This is a genomic window from Bacillus sp. FSL R5-0439, from assembly GCF_038008805.1.
Lineage (GTDB): Bacteria > Bacillota > Bacilli > Bacillales > Bacillaceae > Bacillus > Bacillus safensis.
Genome location: NZ_JBBOZW010000001.1, coordinates 840,834 through 867,016, shown reverse-complemented (window position 1 = coordinate 867,016; position 26,183 = coordinate 840,834). Strand labels below are relative to the sequence as shown.

Here is a 26,183-nt window from a genome sequence, read left to right as displayed (position 1 = left end):
CCCTTGGAAGATAAAAAAACACCACTTATGATGAAAAGTGGTGTTTCTTGTGTTTTCTTCGTGCATATAGGATCGCACCGATCAAACTGACGAGTGAAATCAACGCGAGAATTCTGATATAAGGCGGATAGTAGGTTAGCACAATCTCATTTTTGCCTTTTTCTATTGGAAAACCGATAAAGGCGTAATTGGCTTGTTCAATATCGGTATGCTTTCCGTTTACCGTGAGCTCCCAGCCTTTTTCATATGGTACTGGCAAGATCATATAATCATCGCCGCGTTTGTTATCATATGAAATCGTAAAGCGGTTGTTTTCGAGCTTTACTTGCTGGCTGCCATTATCCTGTTTTTCTTTTTCATATGCTTTTTCTAGAATGCGGTAAGGCTCTTGGTACAGCTTCAGTTGATCGAGTTCATACGTCCCTTTTGGTACTCGAATGGAAAGGATTTTTTCCGCAGGGACTCGAATCGTCACTTCATTGACGCCTGTTTTGTAGATGGATGTATTGCTTTTTCGTGAGGTGACGTAGTTGTCAACGGATAACTGAAATCCTTCGTTTCGGTCTGTCCGCTTCACATAAAAGCTCACATACACATCTCCAGCGCGGGCCATATCATCTGGCAGCGTGATATTCAGGCCGCCTGTTTCTCCGTATACATCAAGCACACCATGTTCGTATATAGCTTGTTCGGTATGAATATTTGTATCCTTGACTCGATTTGGCGTGCGCTCAATTTCAGCGTTTCCTTTTTTGTCTAAAATCACACCTTGCAGCATTGCATGCTCTCTATCAAGCGCTGAGGCATTTTTTAAGGATTCTTCTGAATAAACGGCGCTTGTTGTTCTTGCAAATGGCAGCGGCCGTGTATTTTCATACACTTTATAATGCTCGCTTTCCAATATTGGCTTAAAATAAGCTGGTGGTGAGTAAGGCATCGTATTGTCTCTCATATAATACTTTCCGTAGGTCAGGCTGTATAAATTCACCCTGTCCCCCATTGTTGCATAACGGCTGACACTTTCACGTCCCATATCGATTTGCAGGTCATTCCAGTAGAAATTGAGCAACTGCTGATTCAATATACTTGAATACGCACTCATGCCTTGAAAGCCTTCAAATAACGGGGTATTGTTGCGCACGCCATTCATCCAATCAATCCGGGCAAGCGGATCTTTTGAAGAGCGGCTTTGAATCTGCTGAATGAGCTTCATTTGCTCATGTCCAGCATATGCCTCACTATTCAGATACGTATCTGATACGCTCTTAATATTGCTTCTTTCAGATAAGTAGCCCTGCTGATACACGCCTGCTGTCAGTAAGCTGACAACGATGAGCACAGCTGAAAAGAGACGAAGGTGCTGGCGTTTTTCCGCATGAATCACAAGGAAAAACACGCTGATCACAAGCAGTCCTATGGCTGTAAATACAACAACATCCATATTTCCCTTTGCTCGTTCTGATAAGATGACTGCGAGAAGAAACACGATCCAAGCGCCTAAGACCGCACGCTTTTTCCACTTCCACTCGATTTGCGAGAAATGCTTGATGGTGATGGCTACGACCGCTCCAACTGTAAAGGCAAGAATGTATTCAAATCTGTACTGCGGTGCTGAAAAACCATTAAACACGCTCGCCATCTTTGGACTGTAGTGAAAAACAATAAGCAGAACGCTGATCGATGTAAACATAAAAAACCACCTGTTCCGGTAAAGCGGAACGAGGAACATACAAATGAGAAAAATCACAGGTAATAAATACACCCTGCTTGTAAACAGCAGATGATCATGCAGATCAAACCAAGGTATAGATTGATCATATGGCGGTCTTATATTATTAAGAAATCCATAGACAGACGGGACAAAAAAGGCAGCACTGATACCAAAGGATAACAGCGTAGAGACCGCCAGCGTCCAGAATACCTTCCACCCGTTCTCCTCACTTCGCAGCTTGATGATATATCTGAAGACAAGATAGATCGCTAAAAAGATAAAATGAATATAAGCAAAGTAAAAATTGTTGATGAGCATCAGGCTGCAACTCGCAATAAACCAAGCCGGCTTACCCGTTTTGAAAATCCGTTCAACCCCAAGTACAAGCAGCGGGAGCCACATCATACTGTCGGTGAAAAACTCCCAAAACGTTTGATGCCGAAAATACACAATAGACAATCCGTAAATTGCGGCTCCTGTTAATGCGCTCAGCCTATGCTGAACCATTGAAAGAAGCACACGGTAAGCGATGAACAGAATAAGTGTCAGCTTGATCACACTCAGCCAAATGACGGCATTTGCCCAGAAATGGATGTCCGTTGACTGGATAAGATGAAGTGCATTCATCAGCCAGACGACAGCAACTGTGACCATAAAAACAGTCGACGTTGTGAAATAATAACCTAATTGCGTATATGTACCGCCGCCTAGACCGAATTGATAGGAATAAAAGAAGTTCCCTTTGACGTATTCATCGTAAAGCAGCTTTTTAAATGGGAGCATTTGTGAGATCCCGTCTCCATCTCCTGTCATATACCGGCCTTGCGTATATTCATATAAGAAAAAGGAGTGTCCTAATAAAGCGAGAATGAGGCACATTCCTATGATTATCCATCTACGTTTCATCATCTAAATCCTTTCCACAAAAGATCCACTGTTCTTTGAAACAAAACAACCCAGCAAGCGATTCGTGCTTGCCGGTTATTTGACTCCACGTTATTTAAATAACTGCGTTAACACTCGGTCTTGTTCCTTTGAGCTTGTCTCTTGTTCCATCACATTTGATTCCTGGATTAAATAATGCGGCCTCTTTTTCGTTTCATAATAGATACGGCCAATATATTCTCCAATCACGCCTAGACTCAAAAGCTGGACACCTCCGAGGAACAGCACAGCCGATATTAAAGTAAAATAACCCGGCACCATAATGCCCGTTCTGACGATTTGAATAAAGGTGGCCACGATGTAAATCAATGAGAGAAATAAGATCAGTATGCCAGTATAAAAACAAATTCGCAGCGGGCGGTTGTTAAAAGAAATGACGCCATCTATGCCATAGTTAAATAATTTTTTCAGTGACCATTTTGTATCACCATGCTGTCTTTCTACATTTTCATAATAGATGACCTTTTCTTCAAACCCAATCCAGCAAAAAAGCCCTTTTGAAAAACGATTTCCCTCTTTCAGCTGAAGCAGTGCATCGATGGCTTGGCGTGAAATTAAACGGAAATCCCCGACGCCATCACGCAAGTCCACTTCTACTACCTTGTTCATCACCTTATAGTACATGGATGACAGGTAAGAGCGCAGCTTGCTGTCACCTTTACGATTCCGTTTGGCAATGACTTGATGGTAGCCTTCTTCATACCCTCTGACAAAGTCCTGAATTAAATACGTCGGGTGCTGCAGATCGGCGTCCATAATAATCGCAGCTGCTCCTTTTGCATGTTCAAGACCTGCCAAAATAGCGGCTTCCTTTCCAAAGTTACGCGAAAAGGATATATATTTGACCTTTGCACTTTTGCGAGAGAGCTCTCTCATGTATTGAAGCGTATTGTCTTTGCTTCCATCATTCACAAAGATGATTTCAAAGTCATAATGAAAATCGCGAAACTCTTCCTCGAGTGCCTCAAAGATTCGTCTGATGTTTTCACCTTCATTGTAAGAAGGAATTATCACAGAGAGCAATTCCCGTTCCATATCGCACCTTCTCTTCACTTTTTTCACATAGTCTGATATGTTCATTATTCCTTTTTTGTCAGAAAACGAAACCCTTTTTTATTATCCATAAATTACATGTCTCTTTAATCGTTTCATTATATCAGAGTTTTATTTCCAGTGATTTTCAGCAGGATGAATTTAATGTAATTTTAAGTTTAATCATTGTAAAAAGCCTGTAATTTCGATCACAGACTGGGTATTGTTTCATAAAGTTATTTGTTCATTTGTATATTTTCCTATTTATTGAAAAAGATGAATGAAGTGAAAGGGCAACCTTTTAATGAAGCAGCCCTCGATTGTTTTGTTGCAGATGCTCGTTTGCCTTTGATTGTTTATTTTGAAATAGATGCAGCTGTGCGCCGTAGCTCTCGATCCACTCTTGGACAATTCGTTCTGTTGTTTCCTGTCCTTTATACTTGCGGCCAGCCTTTGCATAAGTCGTTTCAAAATCACTCCAAAGCAGCTCTACCCATGTACGTGCTTCGTCATATGTCAGCATATTGTTTTTTTCCATAAGTTGTTCTGTTAATCGCTCAAAGTATTGTTCCATGCCTGTTCCTCCTTCATCTAGCAGAAAGTGCCTTTTTAAAAAAACTTCTTTTTTCATATACTACCCTTACGTCTTCAAAAGACGCAAATGATTTGTATTGTTTGGAGGGAATCGATATGCGTAATAAAGCAAAAGGCTTTCCAAATCAGGTAAATCACAAGTTTGAAGGCGAACCAGGCGCTACAGATGCTTATGCGTCTAAACGGCCGAATGGTGAAACGAATACACGTCCACAGGAACGTATGAGGGCATCAGGGAAACGCTAATTTTTCCAAAGGGAGTGCTTGAGATATGAGTTCAAATGGGAAATCGTATATGGCAGACTTTGTTCAATTAAGGACAACCGCTTACCCTCAACCATGGGCAAATGCAAAGCATTCTGCCTCTCAGGTCAACGGAGAAACGCAGCAAACGCAGCACGACATCGTACTTCAGAACAACGTCCGTAAACAACGTTCGAAGTAAAGAAAAGGACTGATCTCTTTGGATCAGTCCTTTTGCGTCAGCATTGAAATCGGCAGGGCATCTTCCTTATTTGGAGCCGATACTCTGTATCCCCACGCAAACACGCCATTTAAATATTCCACATAAAACTCTTCTTCTGTGTCTTTGATTTGATAAGTCGTTTTCGTTTGAAACGAGGCTGGATCTAATAAATAGGCTTTTGCCATATCGATTTTTCGTTCTAAAACTGCGTATTCATTTACAATGCCAAGCTGCTCAGCCTTTCGTGCTTTTTCAGAAAGGGCGGCAATCTCCTGCTTCAATTCATATTCTGTCATTTCACTATAGCGTTTTTCCATCTGTCATTCCCCTTTGTCTAAAACGTGATCAATTGTATCAAGATCAAAGCCTTTTCTGAATAAAAATTGCTTCACTTTCATCTTCTTTTCAAATGATCCGTCATACCCTACCTTGCGTTTTGCCTTCTCCAGCATATAAAGGAGGGCTTCTTCTTCCTTTTCCTCTTCTTGTCCATCATAGGCTTCTTGAAGGGCTTTATCAATGATCTCAAACGAAAAACCCTTTCGCTGCAGCTGCAGCTTGATGCGCTGCTCGATCTCTTTTGCAGAACGATTTTTTTCTTTTTTGACAAGCTTGAGAACCTGCTTAACAGCTTCCTCGAGCTGTAAGTCATCAGGGTATTGCGATAGCGCCTGCTCAATCGTGTCATCGTCTATCCCCTTGAGCTTCAATTCTTTTTTTAGGACGGACGGTCCTTTGCTGTTCGTTTTGCGATGGGTGCTGACATAGGCTTCTGCAAATTCAAGATCATTTACATACTTATAATGCTTTAATTTGTGTATAATTTCACTAATAGCAGGTGCCGGGATTTCTTTTTTCGTTAAATAATCGGTGACTTCTTTCACTGATCTCATACGGTAGGATAAATAATCAACGGCCTGCTGAAATCCTTTTTTCACCGAATCACCGAATTGAATCTCAATGATATCTGCTTCGTCCAGCTCTTTGCCTTTTTTCAAATCGTGCTGGACGAGCACATCTAAATCAACGCTAAAGGCGTACTTTTCATCAAGAAAGATGTTGACCCGCTCTGTATTGTTTTTCTGAGCAGAAATTTTTGTAATATAGGGCATCCTGTGATCACTCCTTTTCCAAAACAGTCAGGATGTTTCTTCTGATTCAAAATCGTGAAAGATATAGGTATGTATATGAGAGGAGAGATGTCAATTGAATATCGCCATTACCGGAGGAACCGGTTTTATCGGCCAGCATGTTACAAAAGTGCTCGCTGCTGAGGGACATCATCTATATATTTTAACAAGAAATCCAAAGGAATCCGAACAAAATCATTTACATTATGTGCAGTGGCTTACCGAAGGTGCTGCGCCTGAGCATGAATTGCCTGCCATCGATGTATGGATTAACCTTGCTGGAAAATCCATTTTCACACGCTGGACAGACAAGGCAAAAGAAGGCATCCTCTCCAGCCGTCTCAAATCAACACAAGAGGTAAGACGCATAATAGAAGCGCAGGAATCGAAACCAACTGTGCTGATTCAAGCAAGTGCTGTCGGGATTTATGGCACATCTCAAACAGGAGATTTTACGGAGGAGTCACCTCCTGCGGATACTGATTTCTTAAGTCATACATCAAAACTTTGGGAGGCTGAGGGGCAAAAGATTAAAGCCCTCGGCATTCGTACGGTCTACACACGCTTTGGCGTCGTGTTAGGAGAAAAAGGTACACTGCCGCTGATGACACTTCCTTACAAGATGTTTGCCGGCGGGACAATTGGCGCTGGCTCGCAATGGGTTTCATGGGTGCATGTTGAGGATGTGGCACATCTCATTGCCTATGCGATTCATAATGACGACCTGTCAGGCCCGCTCAATGTGACATCACCGAATCCTGTTCAAATGAAACAGCTTGGACAAACCATTGCTTCTGCCCTTCACCGTCCCCATTGGCTGAAGGTGCCATCGTTTGTGATCAAAACGGCACTCGGTGAAATGTCATTGCTTGTTTTAGAAGGCCAGCGTGCTCTGCCAAAAAAAGCACTGCTCTCTTCTTATGACTTTTTGCACCCTGAACTAAAAGAAGCGATTTTGCATTCTGAGGAATAAATGTTGTCAAAAACACCCATCCTATTAGAAATGATATGAGGGGGCGATTTTGATGAAGAAAAAAGAACACCAGCCAACTTCGAAGCTGAAGAAAACTCAGGAAGTCCTGTATCAGCAGGAATTCAAAAAAGCGGAAAGAGCAGCAGAAAAAAGAAACAAATAAGACGGATATTCCCCTCCAACAAGCACATAACTAAAGTGATCTTGTAAAGGAGGGAAAGGCTTCGAAAAAAGACCAACACAAAAAATCCAACCACGAGCTCGCAGCACAAGAGACGGATGGCGAATATGTTGAATTTTCCAAAGAACTTGCAGATCCGAATGACTTAAAAGCAATGGCACGTATGAAAGCAGCCGATCAGCGCGCCAAAAAACAATAAGTAAAAAAGCAGACCTTATTCAGCGGTCTGCTTTTCTTTTATTTGATTTCAGTAAGAAGACTTGATGCTTTCTGGCGTGATTTTTCCTCTGGCACCTCTTCTGGATAACCTATATGAAGGATCGCAGCGAACCGTTCGTTTTCCTTTAATTCCATGTCTTGTTGAAAGCCTTTATCGTATAAAATACGTCCGCTCTTCCATACCATACCGATTCCTTGATCCCATGCAAGCAGCTGGAGATTTTGAATAAGCGCGCTCACGGCGGCAAAATCATCATTTCTCACCACAGGGTTCTCGTCTTCTTTTAGTACGACAAGTAAAAGCGCTGGAACCTTAGAAAAGTAATCTCTGTATTGATTGATCTTTTCTTCTTTTGCATCTGGGTTGTTGCGCTGAAAGAAAGCAATGAAGCGCTCTACAAATGTGGCTTTGGCTTCATCCGTCACCGCATATAAAAAGCGCCACGGCTCCGTGATTTTATGGTTCGGCGCATAGACTGCATCCTCTAATAGCGGCTGAAGCTGTTCAATCGTCACCGGTGTGTCTTTGAATTTGCGAATCGATCGTCTATATCTGACAGCGTCTCGAACCGTTAACGCGTCTGTTTGTTGTTTCGTTTCTGGCATATATGTCATCCTCTCAATCAACCTTAATTGAAATTGATTCTCATTCACATTATAAACATCATCGCGTGCAGTTGCAAATCAAGTATCTCTCCTCCCCGTCTGCTAAATAGTTGTTTGACTTTTTCAAGTAATGTTACAATCATATTACGTTTTAAACAAATTTTGAGAAAAAAGCCAAGATGATGAAATGATTTTCAAGTATTCCCATTTTGTCTGATTCAGTTTTTTTGTCAAAAGGCTTTCAACCATGATTGGAAGGGAGGCTTCTGGATGGAATGAAAATTAATATTGGACAAATCATTAAACTCTATCGTTATAAACAAAATATGACCCAATCTGAATTGGCAGAAGGAATTTGTTCTGTCTCTCATTTAAGTAAAATTGAAAATGGCTCAAAGGAGGCCAATCAAGATACGATCAATCTGCTGCTTGAACGGCTTGGTATCAGCCAAGAAAAGCTGTCACAAAAGGCACGTCATCTGCTATCACTTTTGGATGAGTTTCAAATGAATATGTACTTCTATGCTCTCGATCAGGCTGAACAAAATGCAGAAATGATCATTCAGCACGAGGAGCAGTTCTTTTCACTGGATTTAGGCATTCAGTATCATTTGTCTTTATTTCAATTTTATTTATTAACGGAAAAACAGCCGCTTGCCTTAAAAACACACCGCGTGCTCAAAAAATTCGAAAAAACGTTTATTGAAACGGAAAAAGAAATTTTTGAATATCTAGACGGTATTCATCAAATTAAAATTGGTCAGCTTGAGGATGGGCTGAAAAAGCTTGAAAGCTGCTTTTCCTACGCCTCAGTTGAACAAAGTGATTTGTATTATCACTATGCAAAAGCACTCGGAAACATGGGACAGCTCGGTGACGCGCTTGAAGCGACACATCAAGCGATGGATTTATATAGACAAAAGAACAATTTCAAGCGGATTATTCACTGTACACTTATTCACGGCGTGATCTCACTTGAACTAAAAGCCTATCAAACTGCGAAGAAATATATAAAGGAAGTGATTTTGCACACTTCCCTTTACCCTGATGCCTATATTAAAATGTCCGCATATTTTTATTACGGGGTGCTTTTAAAACGTGAAGGTGATTTCTCTTCAGCTGTGCCTTATTTACTAGATTCACTCAATTACTTTAATCAAGAACAGATAGAAGATCGCTACTGTGAAACGCTATATGAAATTGCGACACTATATGCTGAATATGACCGCAAAAAGGCACTTCCCTACATACATGAGCTGTTAAAACAGCCTCGTATTCAGCCAAACTGTTTATATATGATCAAAATCTATAAATTGATGATTGAGGAAAATCCTCTTGATTTGAAAACCTATTTGATCGAAGCAGCCCTTCCTTACTTTGAACACAATGAGCTGCACAGTGAATATTTGTTTGCGCTTAGAACCTTGCTTACCTATGCAGGTGCTGAGCTTGATGATCAGGCCTATAAGTTCTACACAAAGAAGCTGCTAGATCATTTAACAGTATATCTTCCCTATTACAAAAAAGCATGACCTTCTGCCGATCGAAGGTCATGCTTTTTCTATTTATTAAATAGTCTTTTGTTGATCTGTGTCATGATGGTTCATCCGTTTGACAGAATGAATATACCGTCTTTTTGCAAAAAAATCGTACGCATGCTGTCCAAAGCCAAGCCATATACTGAGCATGATGAATGGGACCGTTCCCCATAATGCAGGGATATGGCAAGCCATACGCAGCCAAGTATAGATCCCTGAATTCTTTTGATTTTTGGCTAGGGAAATAGACACGATTCGTTTTTCCGCCTTCTCTTCACTGATTTTATTCAGCCTGAGCAGCTGCGAGTGTCTAAAGGATTCAAAGTGAATCCGATTTTTCCAATCGAGTGATTTTAACAAATCAATCATTTTTGCACATGAAGGACTTTGTCCATCATAAAACACAAGCAGTCTCAGTGATTTGATGGAACGCTGTTCTCTTTTTTTCGATTCAGCGAGCTTCTTTTTTTCTTGATCGAGATAAATGATTTTTTTCATAAATTGATCGCCTGTCCTTTTCTGTCATTTTTTTAGTTCGTTCAAAGGAGATTACAACTAGATTACTATAGTTGCTGGGCCTCTTGTATTGGGAAAAAGCCAACCCTTGTGCGTTATATGAGCCTTTGGATAAGGGCAAAATCATTGATTTCATGGCATATATGAGGTTTTTCAACTAAAAGTGGTTGGGAAAATCGTGGTGCTTTGCGGTTTTCTGCGGTTTTTGATAGAATTCTGCGGTTTTCTACACCTTTATGCGGTGGTTTTGTAGGTAAAACGCAAAAACAAGATAAAAAAAGACTACTTCCCATTGCGGCGAAGTAGTCTTTTGGTTTATATTTTTGCCAAAACTTCTACTATTTCTTTCTCAATATCTTTCCATAAGTAACGGTCTGTCGTATAGTGATGTGCGGCTTCTTTCGCAAATACTTGAAAAGCTTCTTCATAATCAGGTGCATCTTTGTCCGGTTTTTTCTCGTCCACAAAGCGCTGTGCTTCTGCTGAGCGAGGTCCCCATTTCCCCACTTCATTTCCGTCCTGATCAATGATGACGATAATCGGAATCGATCTTGCGGTCCCGTTCGTTAAATACTGATCCATCAGGTCTAGATTCTCATCCCGAATGAAATAGCGCGCATCAATGAGTGCTTCATTTGCAATACGCATGAAAATCGGGACATTGACCATTGCATCCCCGCACCAATCCGCTGTGATGACAAGTGCTCTGAGCTTTTTCTTTTGCAGCTTTTGAAGCAGCTCTTTTTCTTTTTGATGAATTGCGTACTGGTTGTACACCGTGAGTAGATTTTCCCGGTTTTTCTCCATGTTGTGTACATATGTACGTTCAGCTAATCCCTTTGTAAACCATTCATTTAATGTCATATGAACATCCCCCTTACCCTTCAACTTTACCACTTTTGCTATTCTTTTGTCTAAAAAAACCTTCACCTAGTGAAAGGTAAAGGTCTTTTGGTTTATGGACGCCGATTTCGATTTGGGTCCGTCCCAATCAGCTTGGTGACAAGCACCATTGTGACAGGCAGTGACGTATTTTTTTTATACGCTAAATATTTCCCGCGCCATTCAGGCTTATACTTCTGTTTAAACGACCGTAAACCGCTGAAGCTGTACATATATCTGACATTGTTGAAAATAACACTCGCCAAACGCTCCGTAAGAAAGGACTGATGGAACGTCCCCACATTCGATAAAGGTGCCATTCCCATGTTAAACGATTTATAGCCTTTTTCTTTCGCCCATTGAAACAGGTGGATAAACAGCGCATCCATCATCCCGTTCGGTGCATCATGCATATGACGCATTAAATCGATGGAAATCTCCCCTTCTTGATACATCGGCATTAATGATACAAAGGAAATGATTTGCCCTTGTTCATCCTTTAGAATCGCAATCGGTGCTTTTTGAAGATAGTCTTCTTGAAAATAACCGAGCGAAAATCCTTTTTCTTTCTTCTTTCCGAGCCAGCTGTCAGAGATTTGTTTTAAAGTTGAGATCAACTCATTTGAAAAGGGAGGTTCCAGCATTTCAAAGGTGTAGCCTTCTCGTTCAAATTTATTCGCCACAGCTCGTAAATTTGATTTTTTCTTACCTGACAGAGTAAACGTTTCTAAATCGACCATGGCTTCTTCCCCAAGCTTAAAGAAGTGAAAGCCTAAGTCATGATAAAGAGCCATCCCTTCTCGTTCTACTTGATAAAAAGCGACGCGGTAGCCGGCTTTTTCTGTCTCCTGTAAAAACTCTTCAAGTACAAGCGGATAAGACGCCTCACGTCCAGATGGATCTCCGAGCACAATGACGCAGCGGCCAATTCGTCCAAACTGAAGCATCGCTTCTCCGTCACTTGAGAAAAATAGTTTTTTGTCGCCTAAAAAGCCAAGATGACTGAGGGCATTTCCGCCCTTTTCTTCTAAAAACGTTTTTAATTTTTCCTCATCTGCTTTTTCTCCAATCGGAAATGCTTTCTTATTAAAAATCAATTTACTAATGAAGAAGAAAAGCGGGACACCGATGAGAGCAATCATGCTTGTCATCGTGATATGCCGTTCATTGTGAACGAGATAATCCTTACTCAAGAAATGCCCTATTTTTGTCCAAATATAGTTGCCAATGACATTATAGTTAAAGAGCACGAATAAATATCCAGCGGCAGCCGCCACAAACTGATTCAAAGAATAAGGTGCCTGCTGCTTCACAAATTGATTTCGAAGAGAGAAAAACACAGCCATGATGACTGGCAAAATAAAGATCAGACTGAGGTTAAACCCCTTTAACAAAGTAAACACAAAACCGCCTGCTAAAGAGATCATTGTCAGCACGTACGATCTTTTCGTTCTTTTATACACTTCAATGGACAAAATCATCAGAATGATTCCGAACATTAAGGAAAGACCATTAAATCCTGATAAAAGAAAGCGCGGAATGCTGGTAATCACACCTAATCGATCGACTGGAAGCACAACAGATGCCATGATGAGCAAGCCGCTTCCAAAGGTTAAAATCGATAAAGATCCGTACAATAACCGGATTAATAAAGCACGGTGCAAAACAATTAAGACGTTCGTTGTTTCAATGGCAGGTGCCATTTTCGGATTGCCTTCAAGACGTCTAAGCGTCGTGCCCGTTAAATCGTAAGCAGCTAGACAAAGCCCTAGGATAAACGGGAAGATTGAGTACACGAAGCGATACAAGACGAGCGCCGTCAGAACCATCTCTTTATCAAAACCAATGTACTGCATGCTCAGTAAAAAGATGAGGTCAAACGAACCAAATCCGCCCGGAACCATACTGATTAAACCGCCAATTGATGCAATCGCAAATACACCTAATACAATTCGGACATCGACATTCATTCCCATAGAGACGACAGCCATGTACATGACAAGTCCAGCTGCCAGCCATTCTAAAAACGATGCACCGATATAAGCGTAAATTGGATGCTTTAGTCCATTTTCACCGCTCTCAATCGAGCTTTTTCGAATGGAAGCCATGACGATATATATTGGTACAATACAGGCAAAGATAATGACAAATGCCCATAGCCACGGCTCCTGGCTGATAATACTTTCAACAGGAAGCACCCTGACCAAGATCAGATCACTGAAAATAGATAAGCCCAAAAGGACAGAGGAAGTCAAAAGGGCAATGCCTTTCAGCAGTTTTTTCGTATCTGTTATGTACTCCTTATAGAGAAGCGTTCTAAGCCCTGCTCCTGATAGACCGCCGAATCCAAGAACACTGTTAAAGGAGTTTGCAATCCAGGAAATGCGAATCGTTTTCCAACCGCTGATCGGCATATTTAGGCTTTTCCGTAAAATAAAATCATATAAGGACATCGATAAAACCGCAACAAGTCCAAGAAAGACAAGAATAAACAAATCCATTCGGTTCAAGCTGTCAATAATATAAAACGTCTTTTTAATGGAAAGTCCGCTTAGCTCCTGCTTCGCGACAAAGATCAAGACAAGGATAATCACGATCGGAAAAAGCATTTTTAAGATCGTCATACCCGTTTTTTTGTTCCACATGTTTTTCCCAACTTTCTAGGTTGCTTCAATTATTTCAACTGAACATTATTATACAACAAATACCACTTGATTCATGCAGTTTAACATTCAAAAGCTTGACGAACCTTTCAATTAGAAGTAAAAATCAGTAATATAAAGAAAAAGAGCCGCTTAAAGGAAGTGAACAAGCGTGGAATATAATATTCATGACACCACCGTATTAAAAGAAGAGATTCTATCTCCAGAGGAAAAAAAGACATGGGTTCTTTATATGAAAGTGCTCACAGCTGCAGGTCTTGGAGATGTTTCTGAATGGATGAAGCTTGATATGAGTATGCCTCAAATGAAGGTGCTCATGCTGCTCAATAACCATGGCTCTCTCAAAGTATCCGAAATCGCTGAAAAAATGGGCGCTTCTTTGTCCAATATGACAGGTCTGCTTGACCGGTTAGAACAGTCTAACTTTGTCGTGCGAAAGCACTCTGAGCGTGACCGGAGAATCATTGTCGTAGAGCTGACAGAGGAAGCGAAAAATATTTTCAGAAGTATTTATCAAAAAGGACACGAAAAAATCAAAAATTCCCTACAACGGCTCAATGACGAGGAAAAAGAAAAAGTCAATGAAGGCCTTGCTATCTTAGAAAAAGCACTGCGTCCTGAACGCGGCTAACAAAAGAAAAGGAAAAAAGACGGTCACTTGGGGTCCGTCTTTTTTGTTTCTTCTTGTCGATCTGGGGTGAAAAGATTTTTACGAATGACTTCCCTATCATCCCATAAAAGATAGGCTAAGCCGATGATGAGAAAAAGGATACTGATCCACGTACCGCCAGGAAGCACTTCTTCAAGAAGCTGAAATTTACTGACCTCATCATCAAAGCTCGTTCTAAAAAAATGAATCTCAAAAAGAACATATTTCGCTATATAAAACAATGCCGCCATACAGATAAACATGGCGCCGACAATTCTCCTTCCAGACATGCGTTTACTCCTTTACTTCCACTGATTTCTTTTGATTAATTCCGTAATATGGGCAAGGTGATGCTTTGAATGCCACACGTACATTCCCGTTGCATCATATAAGGACACTGTTTGTTGATCGGCAGGGTGATAATAAGAAGCGTTGAAGTCTTCCTCTGACATTCCCCGCAGTAAAGTGACCCACCTGCGATGCAGACTGCTGATCAAAGGCAGAGATAAACTGATGGGCGCCTTGCTGTCAGGAAGTGAGGCAAATCCCTCCTGATCATATGGACGTATGTCCGGTGTATCTTCTGTGAGAGCAAGTTTGAATCGTAAGTATGCATTTAGATGGCTGTCTGCTACGTGGTGAATGAGCTGACGAACAGTCCATCCTCCCGGCCGATAAGGTGTATCAAGCTGTGCATCTGTCAACGGTGCAGTCACCGCTTCATACTCTTCAGGGATTGCAGCCAGCTCATCAATCCATGCTTCCAGCTGTGCTCTCGTTTTTGTTTCTACCGGTTCATATAAGCCAATCGGATATTGTAATGACGTCATATGTTCTCTCCTCTCTCAAATCCTTCAAGCACAAATTTTCCAATCATCTTTCCTTGCTCAAGTGTTTGATGTGCCTGCTTCAAGTTAGCAGCATTGATCGGACTGAGAACCTTTGTTAAGGTATGCGTTATTTTTCCTTGCTCAAATAACTCACTCGCTTCTGTCAAAAGCTCATGCTGTTTGATCATGTCCGCTGTTTCATACATAGGACGTGTGAACATGAATTCCCATACAAATGCCGCACTTTTATTTTTGAGTAACTGAATGTCTAGGTTGTGCTTGTTCTCGACAATGGTACAGATCGTGCCTTGCGGTTTGATGGCTTCTGCCATGCCTTTGAAATGTCCATCTGTATCATTTAAGCATAAAATAAAATCCACTTCGCCGATTCCTTTTTCCTCGAGCTGCGCGAGAAGCGGCTGATGATGATCAATGATATGATCGGCCCCTAATGACAGACACCACTCTTTTGTTTCTGGTCTTGATGCGGTTGCGATCACAGTTGCCTTCGCTAATTTTGCAAGTTGAATAGCAATTGAACCAACCCCGCCTGCACCACCAATGATCAGCAGGGTTGCGCCTTCTGCATTCCGCTTCATATGCATCCGGTCAAATAAAGCCTCATAAGCCGTAATTGTTGTAAGGGGCATCGCGGCTGCTTCTGCAAAGGATAGATTAGCTGGCTTTTTCGCCACAATACGCTCATCCACAAGCTGGTATTCACTATTCGAGCCTTGACGCGTAATATCTCCCGCATAGTACACGTGATCGCCTGGCTGAAATAATGTACACGCTTCGCCCACTTCAACAACCGTACCGCTTGCATCATAGCCAAGAATTTTCAGTTTTTCTTCCTTCTGTTCCTTCGGTGATCTCACCTTTGTATCAACTGGATTTACGGACACAGCCTCTATCTTCACCAGTACATCCCTGCCAGACGCTTTAGGCTTTTCAACCTCTTGATCCATCAGGCTTTGCTCATGCTCAATCGGTAAATACTCCAATAGTCCAACTGCTTTCACTCGCTCGCACTCCCTTTCTCCATTCTTTCTTTCCACATTTTATCATAATTTTCTGATGTTTATGGCTGGGTCAAACGAGTGATGGCACATTTATGACCTCTTCAGGGCCTTTCGCTCTCTCGCCATGTATGAAGGACGTGCCTTTTGCAAAGAAAAAACATAAGTGAACCAGCTGTTGGATTTAAAAAACAGCTGAACGTAGTAAAACTGAATGTGCTGCAGAAAAACGATGATTAATAGAAAAAGAGTGAATGAGAGAGTAGTTAGATCTACTCTTCCCTGTATCCATTCATTGATCAAAAGAATCACAAAACCGACGATGAGGAGCTGTTCAACTCTTTGCACGAGCTGGCTAAAGACATGCCCGCGTTTTGTTAGATCACCAGACTGGTGCTTTCTGACCCTTCTCGATTTGTAGAACCAAATAATACTTTCTGTTAGGTTATGAATCATAAAAAGAGCGATGAGGACGAGCAATAAAGGTGATGGGGTATAAAGGACTTGTGCAACGAACGGAAAGACTAAAAAATAACAGGCAATCAATGCGTGTCTGATTGATAAAAGAAATAGGACTTTTTCTATAGATGTTTTCATCTGTTTCACCTCCATATGTACTACGTTTCATTTGCCGAAATGTTCCCCTTCGCTATCAAAAAAGGATGCCTCAAGAAGGCATCCTTTTCATGAATCAAACTTAAAAAGCAGCGCTTAGTACGACTGGACCTTGCGGAAGCTTGTTATCCTTTTTTGGTTCAAGGGTAACAGCCACAGTATCCCATGATTCGTTTGCTTCTTTTTCAGATAACGCATAGGTGACGGTTCCTTCCCCGTTGTTATCTGTTTTAAAAGCACCGGCTGGCACTGGCTGATCTCCTTTAATGAGCCACACTTGATAAACAGCAGATGAATCAAGTTGACCCTTTAAGCCGTCTGCACTCACAACAAGTTCTTTTTTGCCGTTATGCTCTATCACTGAGAAAGCACCTGTCGTTTTTGGTGATGCGGCAGAAGCCAGTGATTTTGTGGCAACAACCCTGACAGATTCTTCCGCCTGCTGTTTTCCATTCGATAAGAAATACACATTTCCAGCTGCTGAAATAAGAAGCAGTGCGGCAACGAGCGGTAATAGCCATTGGTTTCGTTTCTTTTGCAGCGGTTTGATTTCGTTTGGCTCAGGTGCAGCCTTTTGCTCTTTTCTATCGCTATTGTTTTCTTCGACTGTCTCTTCTTCAAACACCTGGGATAAAATACGGTCTTTCATCCCTGCCGGAGGTGTTTGGTCTTCGGCTAGAAGTGGAATGTCAGACATGAGCGCTGTCAATTCTTCAAGCTCTTCTTTGCAAGCTGGGCAGTGCTTGATGTGCTCTTCAAATTGCATTTTTTCTTCTCCTTGCAAATGCCCGTTGAAATAATCAATCACTTGATGTTTACACTGAGTCATGCCTCTTCCTCCTTTCCTCCGCGAGACAGTTTCGATCGCAAATGCTTCAAAGACAATCGAACCCTTCCCTTTACCGTACCAATAGGGATGCCCAGCTTTTCAGCGATGCTCTTTTGTGTCATTCCTTTAAAATAGACATCTTCTATGATGGTTTGCTGTTCTTTTGACAATGTAGATACTGCTTCACGTATGATCTGTTTTTCCTCTTTCCATTCCACTTCTTTTGATACATCTTCTTGATGATCGGCTAAATATTCAATATGCTCATCTTCCAAAGCCGTTTCATTCCGGTGCTTTCTTAAAAGATCAATGGCCGTGTTGCGTGACATCATGAATAACCACGAAGAGAATTTCCCTTTATCCGTATGATATTCTCCTATGCCGCGCCAGAGCTTGATAAAGACCTCTTGAAGCACTTCCTCCGCGAGCTCACGGTTTCCAGTCATTTTATAAATAAACGAATATAATACACGTTCATAGCGATCGTACAGCACTTCAAGCGAGGGCTTGTGACGATCATATTTGATCTTGTGATACAGCTCAAAATCTTTCAGTGTGTCCATGGTCATCTCCTTCCTTTTTCATGAGAAAGAGCATGCGCATCCATCATGAAATCCTTCACGTATTGCTTATCACTCGATTTACTGAAATAAGCCTACCTTGTACTTTACTCTTTTTTCAAGGAGAAAAAAAGAGCGCTGAAAAAGGAAGTGTGCTCCTCATGAGAATGTACTTACTTTACGACATAACAGACCATTTGGATCACTCATGATACAAAAGTCAAGAATCCATGTGTGACCACTCACTCTCTAATTAGCTGATTATAGCAAAAATCTCGTCTCCCTCTCCATTCAATTGAGGTAGAACGCATTCTTTCCGCATGTCATAATAGGGTGTAAATTGGAGAAATTGGAGTGTCCATATATGATGGTGACGATAGTTCTTTTTTTATTAGCAGGTTTAGCAGAAATTGGCGGCGGCTATTTGGTGTGGCTTTGGCTCCGTGAAGCAAAGCCTGTCAGCTTCGGGATCGCCGGCAGCCTTATCCTAGTCGCATATGGCGTCATTCCGACCTTTCAGCAGTTTCCGACTTTCGGACGGGTTTATGCTGCCTATGGCGGTGTTTTTGTCATTCTTGCTGTATTCTGGGGCTGGTGGGTCGATCGAAAAACACCTGATCTATATGACTGGATGGGGTCTTTGATCTGTTTGGCTGGAGTCAGTGTGATATTATTTGCGCCGCGCAGTTAATTTCTAACATCAAAAAGGGCTAAAATGATGTTTATTTTAGCCCTTTGTCTTCTTTTCGAATCTTACATTCTAAATTGTGTTTCGTATAAACGACGATACAGACCATCTATTTTGAGTAACTCTTCATGTTTTCCTTGCTCTTTTACGCCTTCTTTTGTGAGAACAATAATGCAGTCGGCATGCTGAATTGTCGCTAAACGATGAGCAATGATAAAGGTCGTTCGGCCTTCAGCCAGCTCTTCTAATGATGCTTGGATAAATGACTCTGTCTCAGTATCAAGCGAAGAGGTCGCCTCATCTAAAATGAAAATGGGCGGATTTTTCAAGAAAATACGTGCTATCGAGATACGCTGTTTTTGTCCTCCAGATAACATCATCCCACGCTCACCGATCATCGTATCAAGTCCTTTTGGCAAACTATTGACTAAGTCCGTCAGCTGAGCCTTCTCTACTGCCTGCCAAATCTCTTCTTCAGATGCATTCAGTTTGCCGTATAGGATGTTTTCACGTATCGTCCCATGGAATAAATAAATCTCCTGCTGCACGACACCAATTTGTGCGCGCAGCGATGCAAGTGTCATCTTTCGCGTTTCTATGCCATCAATTGTAATGCTCCCCTCCTGCCATTCATAAAAACGGGGAAGCAGATTGCAAAGGGTCGATTTGCCGGCACCAGATGGCCCGACGATGGCAATTTTCTCTCCTTGTTTGACCTCAAGATTGATGTCATGCAGCACAGGTTTGTTTGGTTCATATTGAAATGATACATGCTCAAAAGTGATATTCCCTTTTAACTGATCGACTTCGATTGCATCCTCATCATCCTTTTCATCTGGTGTTTGATCGATCAGTGATGCGAATCGTTTAAAGCCAGCTGCACCTTTTGGATACATTTCAATGACTGCATTGATTTGCTGAATGGGTCCTAAGAAAATACCTGTTAAAAGGACGAATGAAACAAATTCACCATATGTCATATTTTTTTGCAGCACAAACCATGCACCACACACGAGCCCAAATACGGTGACACTTTTAATGAGTAAATGACTCACTGCTGTATGCAGTGCCATCATTTGATATGTGGTCAGTTTTGTTTTTCTAAACTGCTCGTTATGCTCGATAAACCGATCCATTTCATGTGACTCATTCCCGAATGCTTTCACCACACGAATGCCGCTAATATTGTTTTCCACACGTGAATGGAATTGTCCAATGCTTGAAAACATTTTATCAAAAGCAGCAGACATTTTTTTCGTAAAGTAGACAGATAATCCGATCAGGAATGGAACGACAATAAATGTGAGAACCGCAAGCTGCCAGTTAATCGATAGCATGAGGCCAAACGCACCCGTTAATGTCATGATGGCGATAAATAAATCCTCTGGGCCGTGATGTGCCATCTCTCCAATATCCATTAAATCATTGGTCATGCGGGAAACGAGCTTGCCTGTTTTCTTTTGGTCAAAGAAACGGAAGGACATTCTTTGTACATGAGAGAATAGTTGATTCCTCATATCGGTCTCAATATTGATCCCCAGCTTATGGCCAAAATAAGTCACAACGTAATGCATGGTGGAACTGATGACATATAAAATGAGCAGCAAACTGCCCCAGAACCAAATGGCTTCCCAATCACCATTTGGCAGTAAATCGTCCATCACTTTACTGATGGCTAGCGGAAAGGATAGTTCGAGTAAGGCCGCTAGTACCGCACAGGAAAAATCTAATATAAACAGCCCCATATAGGGTTTGTAGTATGAAAAAAAACGTTTGAACAATTGACAGACCTCCTAATGATGAGATAAATCTGTCAATAAATCAGCAAACTTTTCAGCTTGATTCATGACTGCAATGGGATCATAAGGCCAAAAGAATTCTGCATCCAGTTGATAGGTCTGTTCCTTTTTGACAGCTTTTAAACTCTTCCAGATGGAATTATTTTTATCAAATGTCCCGCCATTGGATTCATCAATGAATATATAATCCCCTGCATATTTCGGAAGGGTTTCATAGGAGAGTACCTCATAGCCTGTTTTACTATTTAAAATTGTATCTTTGACCTCTTTTGGCGGATTCACTTTCAATTGTTGATATAGTGCTTGTCCACCTCGGTAAATTCCGTTCCCATACACAAACACATCATTTTTAAATGCGCCCATGATAGAAACTGTTTCATTCTCTTTTAATACAGATTTTACTTTTTTTCGAGCTGCTTCGATTCGTTTGTCAAAGGAGGCGAGAAACGCCTTTCCTTCCTCTTCTTTGTTTAACACCTTGGCCAAAGTTGTGATTTCTTCATGTGCGTCTTTGAATGAATTGTAAGGATATACGAGTGTTGGTGCTATTTTTTTATACACATCATAGACTTTTTCATCCTGTACTGCGGTGATAATTAGATCAGGCTTTAAGCTGAGTGCTTTTTCAGCTGAACGCTCGTCACTAATGTCCTCTATACCTTTGATCTTGTCCTTCAAGTGTACATTCTTTAAATCTTGAGTCGTTGCACCTACAGGGTGAACATCCAATGCAATTGCACTGCCTAAATATCCATCTATGAGAACGCGTTTTGGGTTTGCTGGAATGTCGATTTTTCCTTTAACAGTCTCAATGGTTTTCGTTTGCTGCTCTGTTTCTGCCGTTTTGGCTTCTTCTTTTTTGCCACAGGCTGACAATACCAGCATGAAGATGACAGCACATATCCAATATGTCTTTTTCATATGAGTATTCCTCCTTCATTTCTCCGATACAAATGAGAATAGTTATCAATTACTAGTCTCATGTATTCTACCAACCTCATACGAAGTGGTCTATGGAGGATTCTCGCAACTTACATATGGACAATTGTTGGATTGGCTGCCTCAGTCAATCGGGAGACAAAACGGTCAATCAAATGAAGAGCCCGCTCTCCTTCATCAAATCGAAAATCCTCTAGTTTTAATGGGTAGAAGGTTCCATTTTTCACAGCGGACAATTGACGAAGAACATCGCTTTCCTCCATCCGCTGATCCATTTGTTCATACCACCCATGTTCAACACCTACAATAAAAAACATGTGATCCGCCTCGTATTCTCTTAACCTTTCTAAAGGAATGACTGTATGTTGATTGGGGAGAAGAACTTCTTCTAGAATCGTCTTCGGAGGCTTTAAGTCAAGCGTTTCGTAAAGGTAGAAGGCACCTCTAGCATCATAGGACCACATGTACACTTTGTCATGTCCTCTCATTTCATAAATCGCCACTGTCTCTCCTTTTTCCCTAAAGGAAGATAGATCATTTCTTGCCTTTTGACTCAGATGTTCAAAGCGTTTCACCCAATCAACTGCCTCTTTCTCTCTTCCTAACAGGCGCCCTGTAGATAAGACCTCTTGTACAACATGACCACCGGCATATGGCAGAACAAGGACAGGGGCAATTCGCTCCAACCGCTTGATCAACGCAGGCTTCGAATAAAAATAGTTAGGAATAATGATTAAATCTAGTTGAAGTGATTTGAATACGTCATCAGGCGTGTGTTCATCTATGACCAGCGTACCGGCCAGCTGATCTTTGAGTATATCTGAATGGTGAAAGGTATCTTGGTCAATGCAGACAGGGCGAATGCCTAGCGCGCCCAATAACCCGACAAATTGAAAAGCAGCAATCCGCTCTGGTCTTCGATTGTTTCGGAACTGACTAGGGGACCTTCCTGTCTTCTGCCTGAATTTCCTGCTGAAATATAAACTGTCTGTATAGCCCACTTGCCGCGCAATCATTTGAATTTGATCATCTGTTTGCAGAAGCCGTTTTTTTGCTTCATCTATTCGAATTTGTGCAATATAATCACTCACACTCTGTCCCATACTTTGTTTGAAAAAGGTCGAAAAATAACTCTCATGAAAACCCATCTTATGGGCTAAGTCTTTTCTCGTAAGCTTTTTTTCATAATGCTGCGCCATATACTGCAAAATCATTTCAATTGAATAATGCACCTTCTCAGCGTATGGCTTGGATTGACGGTGAAAAATGTGCATGATGTCCTCCAGCCTTTTCTCCTGTTCTCGGATGCACTGACTCACCTTCATTTGTTTGATGTAAGAAAACAGCACGGCAGAGCCTTTGACCATTGCTCCATTATCTGGCAGATCATCATAGCTCATCTTAAAAACCAATTCATTTTGCGCATCATTTGTCAAAATAAACTGATCAAATGTGATCGTATAAATCGCCACCTGTTCGTTGGATAAAGATTGGAGCATGACATTGATACCTGAGCGGATCAACATACTGTCTTTTGCGTTTAGCTGATATTGCAATCCTTCCATTTCAATTCTCACAGATCCGTCGCATGTCAAGAACATAGGGAAAGATGTATGCCAGGAGACTGTTTGTTTGACAGAAAGAGATCGCTCTTTACTTTCTTTCATGCGCAGAATGGTATGAGGACGGGTTGTCATTTTCTCTTTCTCCTTCCATATAAAAAAAGTGCTAAAATTTTAGCACTTCAATGTTTGACTGGATATTCATCAGCGAGCTCCAGCTGTTTGTAATTCTTTGTTTTTCTCCTTAAAGCGTTCATTATGAGAGGAAACGTATGCCACTTTTTCGGCTTCTGGTTCGATGTAAAGCTTTGCGCTATTCAGCGCATTGACTCCATCAACAAACGTACCAGCAATTAAGCGGACCTTGCTTTTATGTGTACACAAATCGCCTACCGCATAGACGCCCGGTAAATTGGTTTCCATTTTTTCATTAACCTCGATCAGTCCCCATTCACCTTGCTTGAGACCCCATTCTGATAGCACGCTTAAATCGCCTTTCATCCCGTGATTAACGATCACAGCATCTGTTTCGATTCGTTCTTTTTCACCTGTCTCTATGTTTTGAATGGTGACGGCATCAATTTTGTCACCTTGACCATGCAGTTCTGTCAGTTCATGCGGGGTTAAAATTCGTTTGCAAGTTGCCTTCATATTGGCGACGTTTTTCTCATGTCCGCCAAACATGTCACGGCGATGCACAACGGTGACACTTTCAGCAATTGGAGCAAGGGCATTGGCCCAGTCAACCGCTGAGTCGCCGCCTCCAGAAATCACAACCCGCTTCCCTGCAAATGTCTTGAGCTCTTGGACAGTGTAATAAAGGTTTGTCACTTCATAGCGGTCCGCATGCTCGATTTCAAGTTTCCGCTGAACTGGAATGCCGTGACCCATCGCTAATATGAGGGTCTTTGTCAAATGACGATCACCATTTTCAGCCGTCAGCAGGATATGATTATGTTCATCTCGCTCGAATGACGTGATTTTTTGATTCAGTGCAATCTCTGGTTCAAATGTTTTCGCCTGAGTTTCCAGCTGCTGTATCAGCTGTTCTCCTCTTGTTGGCGGCAAACCGCCGACATCCCAAATGACCTTTTCAGGATACAGAAGGATCTTCCCACCAAGGCTTTCGTTGTACTCAAGTACCTTCGTCTTTAAGTCCCGCATCCCACTATAAAAGGCGGTGTACATGCCTGCTGGCCCGCCGCCAATAATGGTGACGTCAAACAATTCAAGCTGATCTGTCATTTGAGTCCCTCCAGTTTTCCATCGAATGATCTATTTATCAGTGATATTGATTCTCATTATCATATGTATCTATTGTAGTCTACTCTAGTGAAGGGAATCAATAGCTTTCTGCAAAAAAAAGAACAGGACGAGCGCTCACTCGTCCTGTCATTCATCACACGATCGTTAAACCAAGGTCTTTTAATTCAAGAGAAACAAGTCTTGCAATCGCATCTGCGCCTTCTTTTGTAAAGTGCGTGCGATCCTCAATTCCTGTTGACAGCATAAAGTAAGAGGTCGTTTTCTCTATGCCGGAAATTTGATAAAACTGAAGACTTGCGGTATTTAAATCGACGAGAAGAACTTCTTCTTCATCGGCTAATTCTTTCATAGCGGCACAGTAATCAGGAAAATCGTTGATATATTCTCCGTCTTTTTCATGAAAACGGCCGACTGGAGTGAGTAAAAGTGGTGTTGCCCCTTTTGCCCTTGCTCCGTGAATATATTGAGACAGGTAGCTTTTATACGTCGTGAAAGGATCTGTATGGCGCTCGGGCTTCTCCTTGGAAGCATCATTGTGCCCCATTTGTGTGAAAAGCCAGTCTCCTGGCTGAATGTCAGCCAATATGTTATCAAGGCGTCCTTCTTCAATGAATGTTTTTGAGCTTCTTCCACCAATGGCACGATTGTCGACGTGAACGCCGTGAGCTGTATAGCGGTGTAAAAACTCTCCCCATCCTCCTTGAACAGGACGATCTGGATAAGATGAAACGGTCGAATCACCAGCTAAATAGATGGTTGTCATGTTCATACGCCTCCCTTTTTCATTGAGCCACTTCACCCGAGCGATACGGGCATCCTAGTGGCTGCTGAAAAGATATGAAACAATCAGCATCGCTATTTCAATTATTCTCTTTTTAATGGTCAAAACCCTGCTTACCGGTAGATGTGAATGTGTTAAATATGCGGCGGAAGTTCTATTTTTGATTCCACTGCTTGATGTAACGCCTGAAGCATATAGCCAATTCCTTTATATGGAGCCAGCGGGTAATTCGCTTTTTGATGAGGATGTAATAAAGGGTCGATCACTTTTCGATATTTCTTCCCACCTAGTACCACCAGTTCATCATATGCGAAAAGATTTTTTTGATGAAATTGCCGGCTCAGTTCTTCTCGTGTGATCTGCTTAGCATGCGGTATACCAAAAGCCACATCATAATTTTCATGTATGATATCATCTGCCTTTAAGAATCCGTGCTTCGCTGATAAGATCATCCAGTCTGAAAAGAACGTTTGAGCATAGCTTTTCGTACGCTGATGCAGGGGACTTAAATAAACAAGGTTCGCTGGCTGGCTTCCTGCCTCTGGATCGACGTCCCAAATTTTCTTCGCGCCACATGGAATAATACAAACTCGCTTCACTCAGGTTTTCTCCTTCCTTTTTCGATAGATCTGATACACGATACAGCCTAGCGCTGTGCCAAGTGTATTTAAAAGAATATCATCAATATCGCTGCTTCTTGTAATGATACCAGATTGCGAGAACATCCATTGGAGCACTTCGATCATGGTTGACAGGAGAAAGCCGCCAAGAACCGCCTTTTGCCAGCGCATCGTTCGAAAGGCTTGATAAAGAAAAAAACCGAGTGGGACAAATAACAATATGTTCCCTGCTAAATTTAAAAAGACGAGATTTGGGTAGCCGTGATGGTAGGCGTGAAGATTTTGATAAATGGACTGCAAAGGCATGAGATTCACACTCACCTGATCCCTTGGGGCGGAAAAACGATTTGGAAAGACCGTCAAATATAATAAAACATTCGTATAAATAAACAGGCAGGCAAGGACCAATTCTGTTCGTAAATAGATAAAACGATGTTGCTTCTTTGCCTGTCTGTATCTCATATGTAAATAGAGCGGGACGAGCAGGAGAAAATAAGCAATGGAAAACATAGCACTGGATGTCATACAGAAAGCTGCCCCTTTCTCACATGATGATGCTTGACCATATTT

Annotated in this window: 29 protein-coding genes and 1 pseudogene; 8 read left to right on the top strand and 22 right to left on the bottom strand. The window is 41.6% G+C overall.

Going from position 1 to position 26,183, the window contains the following annotated elements; all coding sequences use genetic code 11:
- Nucleotides 1-25: 25 nt before the first annotated feature.
- The 3 genes from NST59_RS04240 to NST59_RS04230 form a co-directional block, all read right to left on the bottom strand.
- On the bottom strand, nt 26-2,620 hold the full coding sequence (locus NST59_RS04240) for a YfhO family protein (protein WP_126681335.1): 2,595 nt from the start codon (nt 2,618-2,620) through the stop codon (nt 26-28).
- 87 nt (nt 2,621-2,707) lie between these two features.
- Nucleotides 2,708-3,691 (bottom strand): glycosyltransferase family 2 protein, encoded by a 984-nt coding sequence (locus NST59_RS04235; RefSeq protein WP_024425218.1) that lies wholly within the window; start codon nt 3,689-3,691, stop codon nt 2,708-2,710.
- 298 nt (nt 3,692-3,989) lie between these two features.
- Nucleotides 3,990-4,262, bottom strand: a complete 273-nt coding sequence (locus NST59_RS04230; RefSeq protein WP_024425219.1) for a YfhJ family protein — start codon at nt 4,260-4,262, stop codon at nt 3,990-3,992.
- A 116-nt stretch (nt 4,263-4,378) separates the two neighbouring features.
- Here NST59_RS04230 and NST59_RS04225 point away from each other — a divergent pair, with 116 nt between their 5' ends.
- Nucleotides 4,379-4,528 (top strand): small, acid-soluble spore protein K, encoded by a 150-nt coding sequence (locus NST59_RS04225; RefSeq protein ID WP_003217849.1) that lies wholly within the window; start codon nt 4,379-4,381, stop codon nt 4,526-4,528.
- Nucleotides 4,529-4,553: 25 nt separating this feature from the next.
- Nucleotides 4,554-4,727 (top strand): YpzG family protein, encoded by a 174-nt coding sequence (locus tag NST59_RS04220; protein ID WP_008360604.1) that lies wholly within the window; start codon nt 4,554-4,556, stop codon nt 4,725-4,727.
- 23 nt (nt 4,728-4,750) lie between these two features.
- Here NST59_RS04220 and NST59_RS04215 read toward each other — a convergent pair whose 3' ends face one another.
- Both NST59_RS04215 and recX read right to left on the bottom strand, forming a co-directional pair.
- Nucleotides 4,751-5,065 carry a YfhH family protein gene (locus tag NST59_RS04215; RefSeq protein WP_039177269.1) on the bottom strand — a complete coding sequence of 105 codons (315 nt, stop codon included), beginning with the start codon at nt 5,063-5,065 and terminating at the stop codon, nt 4,751-4,753.
- 3 nt (nt 5,066-5,068) lie between these two features.
- Nucleotides 5,069-5,860, bottom strand: coding sequence for a recombination regulator RecX (gene recX / locus NST59_RS04210; protein WP_024425808.1), 792 nt, complete (start codon nt 5,858-5,860; stop codon nt 5,069-5,071).
- 94 nt (nt 5,861-5,954) lie between these two features.
- Between recX and NST59_RS04205 the strand changes: the two genes are divergently transcribed.
- The 3 genes and pseudogenes from NST59_RS04205 to NST59_RS04195 all read left to right on the top strand — a co-directional run.
- Nucleotides 5,955-6,851 carry a TIGR01777 family oxidoreductase gene (locus tag NST59_RS04205; protein WP_144490829.1) on the top strand — a complete coding sequence of 299 codons (897 nt, stop codon included), beginning with the start codon at nt 5,955-5,957 and terminating at the stop codon, nt 6,849-6,851.
- Nucleotides 6,852-6,903: 52 nt separating this feature from the next.
- Complete coding sequence (locus tag NST59_RS04200; RefSeq protein WP_017358836.1) at nt 6,904-7,014, top strand: YfhE family protein; 111 nt, start codon at nt 6,904-6,906, stop codon at nt 7,012-7,014.
- Between the two features lie 79 nt (nt 7,015-7,093).
- Nucleotides 7,094-7,231 (top strand): annotated as a pseudogene (locus NST59_RS04195) (YfhD family protein); the annotation flags it as partial.
- Nucleotides 7,232-7,269: 38 nt separating this feature from the next.
- On the opposite strand, the gene NST59_RS04190 reads toward NST59_RS04195, so the two are convergent.
- The gene (locus NST59_RS04190; RefSeq protein ID WP_186315143.1) at nt 7,270-7,857 is read right to left on the bottom strand and encodes a nitroreductase family protein; all 588 of its coding nucleotides are present in this window, start codon (nt 7,855-7,857) and stop codon (nt 7,270-7,272) included.
- 275 nt (nt 7,858-8,132) lie between these two features.
- Between NST59_RS04190 and NST59_RS04185 the strand changes: the two genes are divergently transcribed.
- Complete coding sequence (locus NST59_RS04185) at nt 8,133-9,389, top strand: transcriptional regulator (protein WP_039177258.1); 1,257 nt, start codon at nt 8,133-8,135, stop codon at nt 9,387-9,389.
- A 36-nt stretch (nt 9,390-9,425) separates the two neighbouring features.
- Here the strand turns inward: NST59_RS04185 and NST59_RS04180 are convergent, their stop codons facing one another.
- The 3 genes from NST59_RS04180 to mprF form a co-directional block, all read right to left on the bottom strand.
- On the bottom strand, nt 9,426-9,893 hold the full coding sequence (locus tag NST59_RS04180) for a thiol-disulfide oxidoreductase DCC family protein (protein WP_039177256.1): 468 nt from the start codon (nt 9,891-9,893) through the stop codon (nt 9,426-9,428).
- Nucleotides 9,894-10,226: 333 nt separating this feature from the next.
- The gene (locus NST59_RS04175; RefSeq protein WP_039177253.1) at nt 10,227-10,775 is read right to left on the bottom strand and encodes a thioredoxin family protein; all 549 of its coding nucleotides are present in this window, start codon (nt 10,773-10,775) and stop codon (nt 10,227-10,229) included.
- Between the two features lie 92 nt (nt 10,776-10,867).
- Nucleotides 10,868-13,438, bottom strand: coding sequence for a bifunctional lysylphosphatidylglycerol flippase/synthetase MprF (gene mprF, locus NST59_RS04170; protein WP_144490827.1), 2,571 nt, complete (start codon nt 13,436-13,438; stop codon nt 10,868-10,870).
- A gap of 169 nt (nt 13,439-13,607) precedes the next feature.
- On the opposite strand from mprF, the gene NST59_RS04165 reads away from it, so the two are divergent.
- Entirely contained in the window at nt 13,608-14,087 is a 480-nt protein-coding gene (locus NST59_RS04165; protein WP_024425228.1) for a MarR family transcriptional regulator, read from the top strand.
- A 23-nt stretch (nt 14,088-14,110) separates the two neighbouring features.
- Here the strand turns inward: NST59_RS04165 and NST59_RS04160 are convergent, their stop codons facing one another.
- From NST59_RS04160 to NST59_RS04135, 6 genes are all read right to left on the bottom strand, one after another.
- Entirely contained in the window at nt 14,111-14,395 is a 285-nt protein-coding gene (locus tag NST59_RS04160) for a hypothetical protein (RefSeq protein ID WP_144490826.1), read from the bottom strand.
- Nucleotides 14,396-14,407: 12 nt separating this feature from the next.
- Nucleotides 14,408-14,935 (bottom strand): YfiT family bacillithiol transferase, encoded by a 528-nt coding sequence (locus NST59_RS04155; protein WP_144490825.1) that lies wholly within the window; start codon nt 14,933-14,935, stop codon nt 14,408-14,410.
- Nucleotides 14,932-15,957, bottom strand: coding sequence for a zinc-binding alcohol dehydrogenase family protein (locus NST59_RS04150; RefSeq protein ID WP_144490824.1), 1,026 nt, complete (start codon nt 15,955-15,957; stop codon nt 14,932-14,934). The genes NST59_RS04155 and NST59_RS04150 overlap by 4 nt, the downstream gene beginning before the upstream one ends.
- Before the next feature lie 90 nt (nt 15,958-16,047).
- Nucleotides 16,048-16,551 carry a hypothetical protein gene (locus tag NST59_RS04145; RefSeq protein ID WP_144490823.1) on the bottom strand — a complete coding sequence of 168 codons (504 nt, stop codon included), beginning with the start codon at nt 16,549-16,551 and terminating at the stop codon, nt 16,048-16,050.
- Nucleotides 16,552-16,651: 100 nt separating this feature from the next.
- Nucleotides 16,652-17,398 (bottom strand): anti-sigma factor, encoded by a 747-nt coding sequence (locus NST59_RS04140; protein ID WP_144490822.1) that lies wholly within the window; start codon nt 17,396-17,398, stop codon nt 16,652-16,654.
- Nucleotides 17,395-17,961 carry an RNA polymerase sigma factor gene (locus tag NST59_RS04135; RefSeq protein ID WP_039177235.1) on the bottom strand — a complete coding sequence of 189 codons (567 nt, stop codon included), beginning with the start codon at nt 17,959-17,961 and terminating at the stop codon, nt 17,395-17,397. Before NST59_RS04135 ends, NST59_RS04140 begins: the two co-directional genes overlap by 4 nt.
- A 361-nt stretch (nt 17,962-18,322) precedes the next feature.
- Here NST59_RS04135 and NST59_RS04130 point away from each other — a divergent pair, with 361 nt between their 5' ends.
- Entirely contained in the window at nt 18,323-18,649 is a 327-nt protein-coding gene (locus NST59_RS04130) for a YnfA family protein (protein ID WP_144490821.1), read from the top strand.
- Between the two features lie 62 nt (nt 18,650-18,711).
- Here NST59_RS04130 and NST59_RS04125 read toward each other — a convergent pair whose 3' ends face one another.
- The 7 genes from NST59_RS04125 to NST59_RS04095 form a co-directional block, all read right to left on the bottom strand.
- Entirely contained in the window at nt 18,712-20,427 is a 1,716-nt protein-coding gene (locus NST59_RS04125) for an ABC transporter ATP-binding protein (protein WP_144490820.1), read from the bottom strand.
- Nucleotides 20,428-20,439: 12 nt separating this feature from the next.
- Nucleotides 20,440-21,366, bottom strand: coding sequence for an ABC transporter substrate-binding protein (locus NST59_RS04120; RefSeq protein WP_039177229.1), 927 nt, complete (start codon nt 21,364-21,366; stop codon nt 20,440-20,442).
- A gap of 110 nt (nt 21,367-21,476) precedes the next feature.
- A complete protein-coding gene (locus NST59_RS04115; protein ID WP_144490819.1) occupies nt 21,477-23,081 on the bottom strand; it encodes a helix-turn-helix domain-containing protein in 1,605 nt (534 codons plus the stop codon).
- 69 nt (nt 23,082-23,150) lie between these two features.
- On the bottom strand, nt 23,151-24,191 hold the full coding sequence (locus NST59_RS04110) for an NAD(P)/FAD-dependent oxidoreductase (RefSeq protein ID WP_024425818.1): 1,041 nt from the start codon (nt 24,189-24,191) through the stop codon (nt 23,151-23,153).
- Between the two features lie 154 nt (nt 24,192-24,345).
- Complete coding sequence (locus tag NST59_RS04105; RefSeq protein ID WP_144490818.1) at nt 24,346-24,975, bottom strand: rhamnogalacturonan acetylesterase; 630 nt, start codon at nt 24,973-24,975, stop codon at nt 24,346-24,348.
- 152 nt (nt 24,976-25,127) lie between these two features.
- The gene (locus NST59_RS04100; RefSeq protein ID WP_039177212.1) at nt 25,128-25,592 is read right to left on the bottom strand and encodes a DUF6884 domain-containing protein; all 465 of its coding nucleotides are present in this window, start codon (nt 25,590-25,592) and stop codon (nt 25,128-25,130) included.
- Nucleotides 25,593-26,138, bottom strand: coding sequence for a VanZ family protein (locus tag NST59_RS04095; RefSeq protein ID WP_126681339.1), 546 nt, complete (start codon nt 26,136-26,138; stop codon nt 25,593-25,595). It lies immediately after the preceding gene.
- Nucleotides 26,139-26,183: the final 45 nt, after the last annotated feature.

What these genes read in the sequence shown, in the direction of transcription:
- NST59_RS04240 (WP_126681335.1), bottom strand. Translation starts at nt 2,620, where the DNA reads ATGATGAAACGTAGATGGATAATCATAGGAATGTGCCTCATTCTCGCT.
- NST59_RS04235 (WP_024425218.1), bottom strand. Translation starts at nt 3,691, where the DNA reads ATGGAACGGGAATTGCTCTCTGTGATAATTCCTTCTTACAATGAAGGT.
- NST59_RS04230 (WP_024425219.1), bottom strand. Translation starts at nt 4,262, where the DNA reads ATGGAACAATACTTTGAGCGATTAACAGAACAACTTATGGAAAAAAAC.
- NST59_RS04225 (WP_003217849.1), top strand. Translation starts at nt 4,379, where the DNA reads ATGCGTAATAAAGCAAAAGGCTTTCCAAATCAGGTAAATCACAAGTTT.
- NST59_RS04220 (WP_008360604.1), top strand. Translation starts at nt 4,554, where the DNA reads ATGAGTTCAAATGGGAAATCGTATATGGCAGACTTTGTTCAATTAAGG.
- NST59_RS04215 (WP_039177269.1), bottom strand. Translation starts at nt 5,065, where the DNA reads ATGGAAAAACGCTATAGTGAAATGACAGAATATGAATTGAAGCAGGAG.
- recX (WP_024425808.1), bottom strand. Translation starts at nt 5,860, where the DNA reads ATGCCCTATATTACAAAAATTTCTGCTCAGAAAAACAATACAGAGCGG.
- NST59_RS04200 (WP_017358836.1), top strand. Translation starts at nt 6,904, where the DNA reads ATGAAGAAAAAAGAACACCAGCCAACTTCGAAGCTGAAGAAAACTCAG.
- NST59_RS04190 (WP_186315143.1), bottom strand. Translation starts at nt 7,857, where the DNA reads ATGCCAGAAACGAAACAACAAACAGACGCGTTAACGGTTCGAGACGCT.
- NST59_RS04185 (WP_039177258.1), top strand. Translation starts at nt 8,133, where the DNA reads ATGAAAATTAATATTGGACAAATCATTAAACTCTATCGTTATAAACAA.
- NST59_RS04180 (WP_039177256.1), bottom strand. Translation starts at nt 9,893, where the DNA reads ATGAAAAAAATCATTTATCTCGATCAAGAAAAAAAGAAGCTCGCTGAA.
- NST59_RS04175 (WP_039177253.1), bottom strand. Translation starts at nt 10,775, where the DNA reads ATGACATTAAATGAATGGTTTACAAAGGGATTAGCTGAACGTACATAT.
- mprF (WP_144490827.1), bottom strand. Translation starts at nt 13,438, where the DNA reads ATGTGGAACAAAAAAACGGGTATGACGATCTTAAAAATGCTTTTTCCG.
- NST59_RS04160 (WP_144490826.1), bottom strand. Translation starts at nt 14,395, where the DNA reads ATGTCTGGAAGGAGAATTGTCGGCGCCATGTTTATCTGTATGGCGGCA.
- NST59_RS04155 (WP_144490825.1), bottom strand. Translation starts at nt 14,935, where the DNA reads ATGACGTCATTACAATATCCGATTGGCTTATATGAACCGGTAGAAACA.
- NST59_RS04145 (WP_144490823.1), bottom strand. Translation starts at nt 16,551, where the DNA reads ATGAAAACATCTATAGAAAAAGTCCTATTTCTTTTATCAATCAGACAC.
- NST59_RS04140 (WP_144490822.1), bottom strand. Translation starts at nt 17,398, where the DNA reads ATGACTCAGTGTAAACATCAAGTGATTGATTATTTCAACGGGCATTTG.
- NST59_RS04135 (WP_039177235.1), bottom strand. Translation starts at nt 17,961, where the DNA reads ATGGACACACTGAAAGATTTTGAGCTGTATCACAAGATCAAATATGAT.
- NST59_RS04130 (WP_144490821.1), top strand. Translation starts at nt 18,323, where the DNA reads ATGATGGTGACGATAGTTCTTTTTTTATTAGCAGGTTTAGCAGAAATT.
- NST59_RS04120 (WP_039177229.1), bottom strand. Translation starts at nt 21,366, where the DNA reads ATGAAAAAGACATATTGGATATGTGCTGTCATCTTCATGCTGGTATTG.
- NST59_RS04115 (WP_144490819.1), bottom strand. Translation starts at nt 23,081, where the DNA reads ATGACAACCCGTCCTCATACCATTCTGCGCATGAAAGAAAGTAAAGAG.
- NST59_RS04110 (WP_024425818.1), bottom strand. Translation starts at nt 24,191, where the DNA reads ATGACAGATCAGCTTGAATTGTTTGACGTCACCATTATTGGCGGCGGG.
- NST59_RS04105 (WP_144490818.1), bottom strand. Translation starts at nt 24,975, where the DNA reads ATGACAACCATCTATTTAGCTGGTGATTCGACCGTTTCATCTTATCCA.
- NST59_RS04095 (WP_126681339.1), bottom strand. Translation starts at nt 26,138, where the DNA reads ATGACATCCAGTGCTATGTTTTCCATTGCTTATTTTCTCCTGCTCGTC.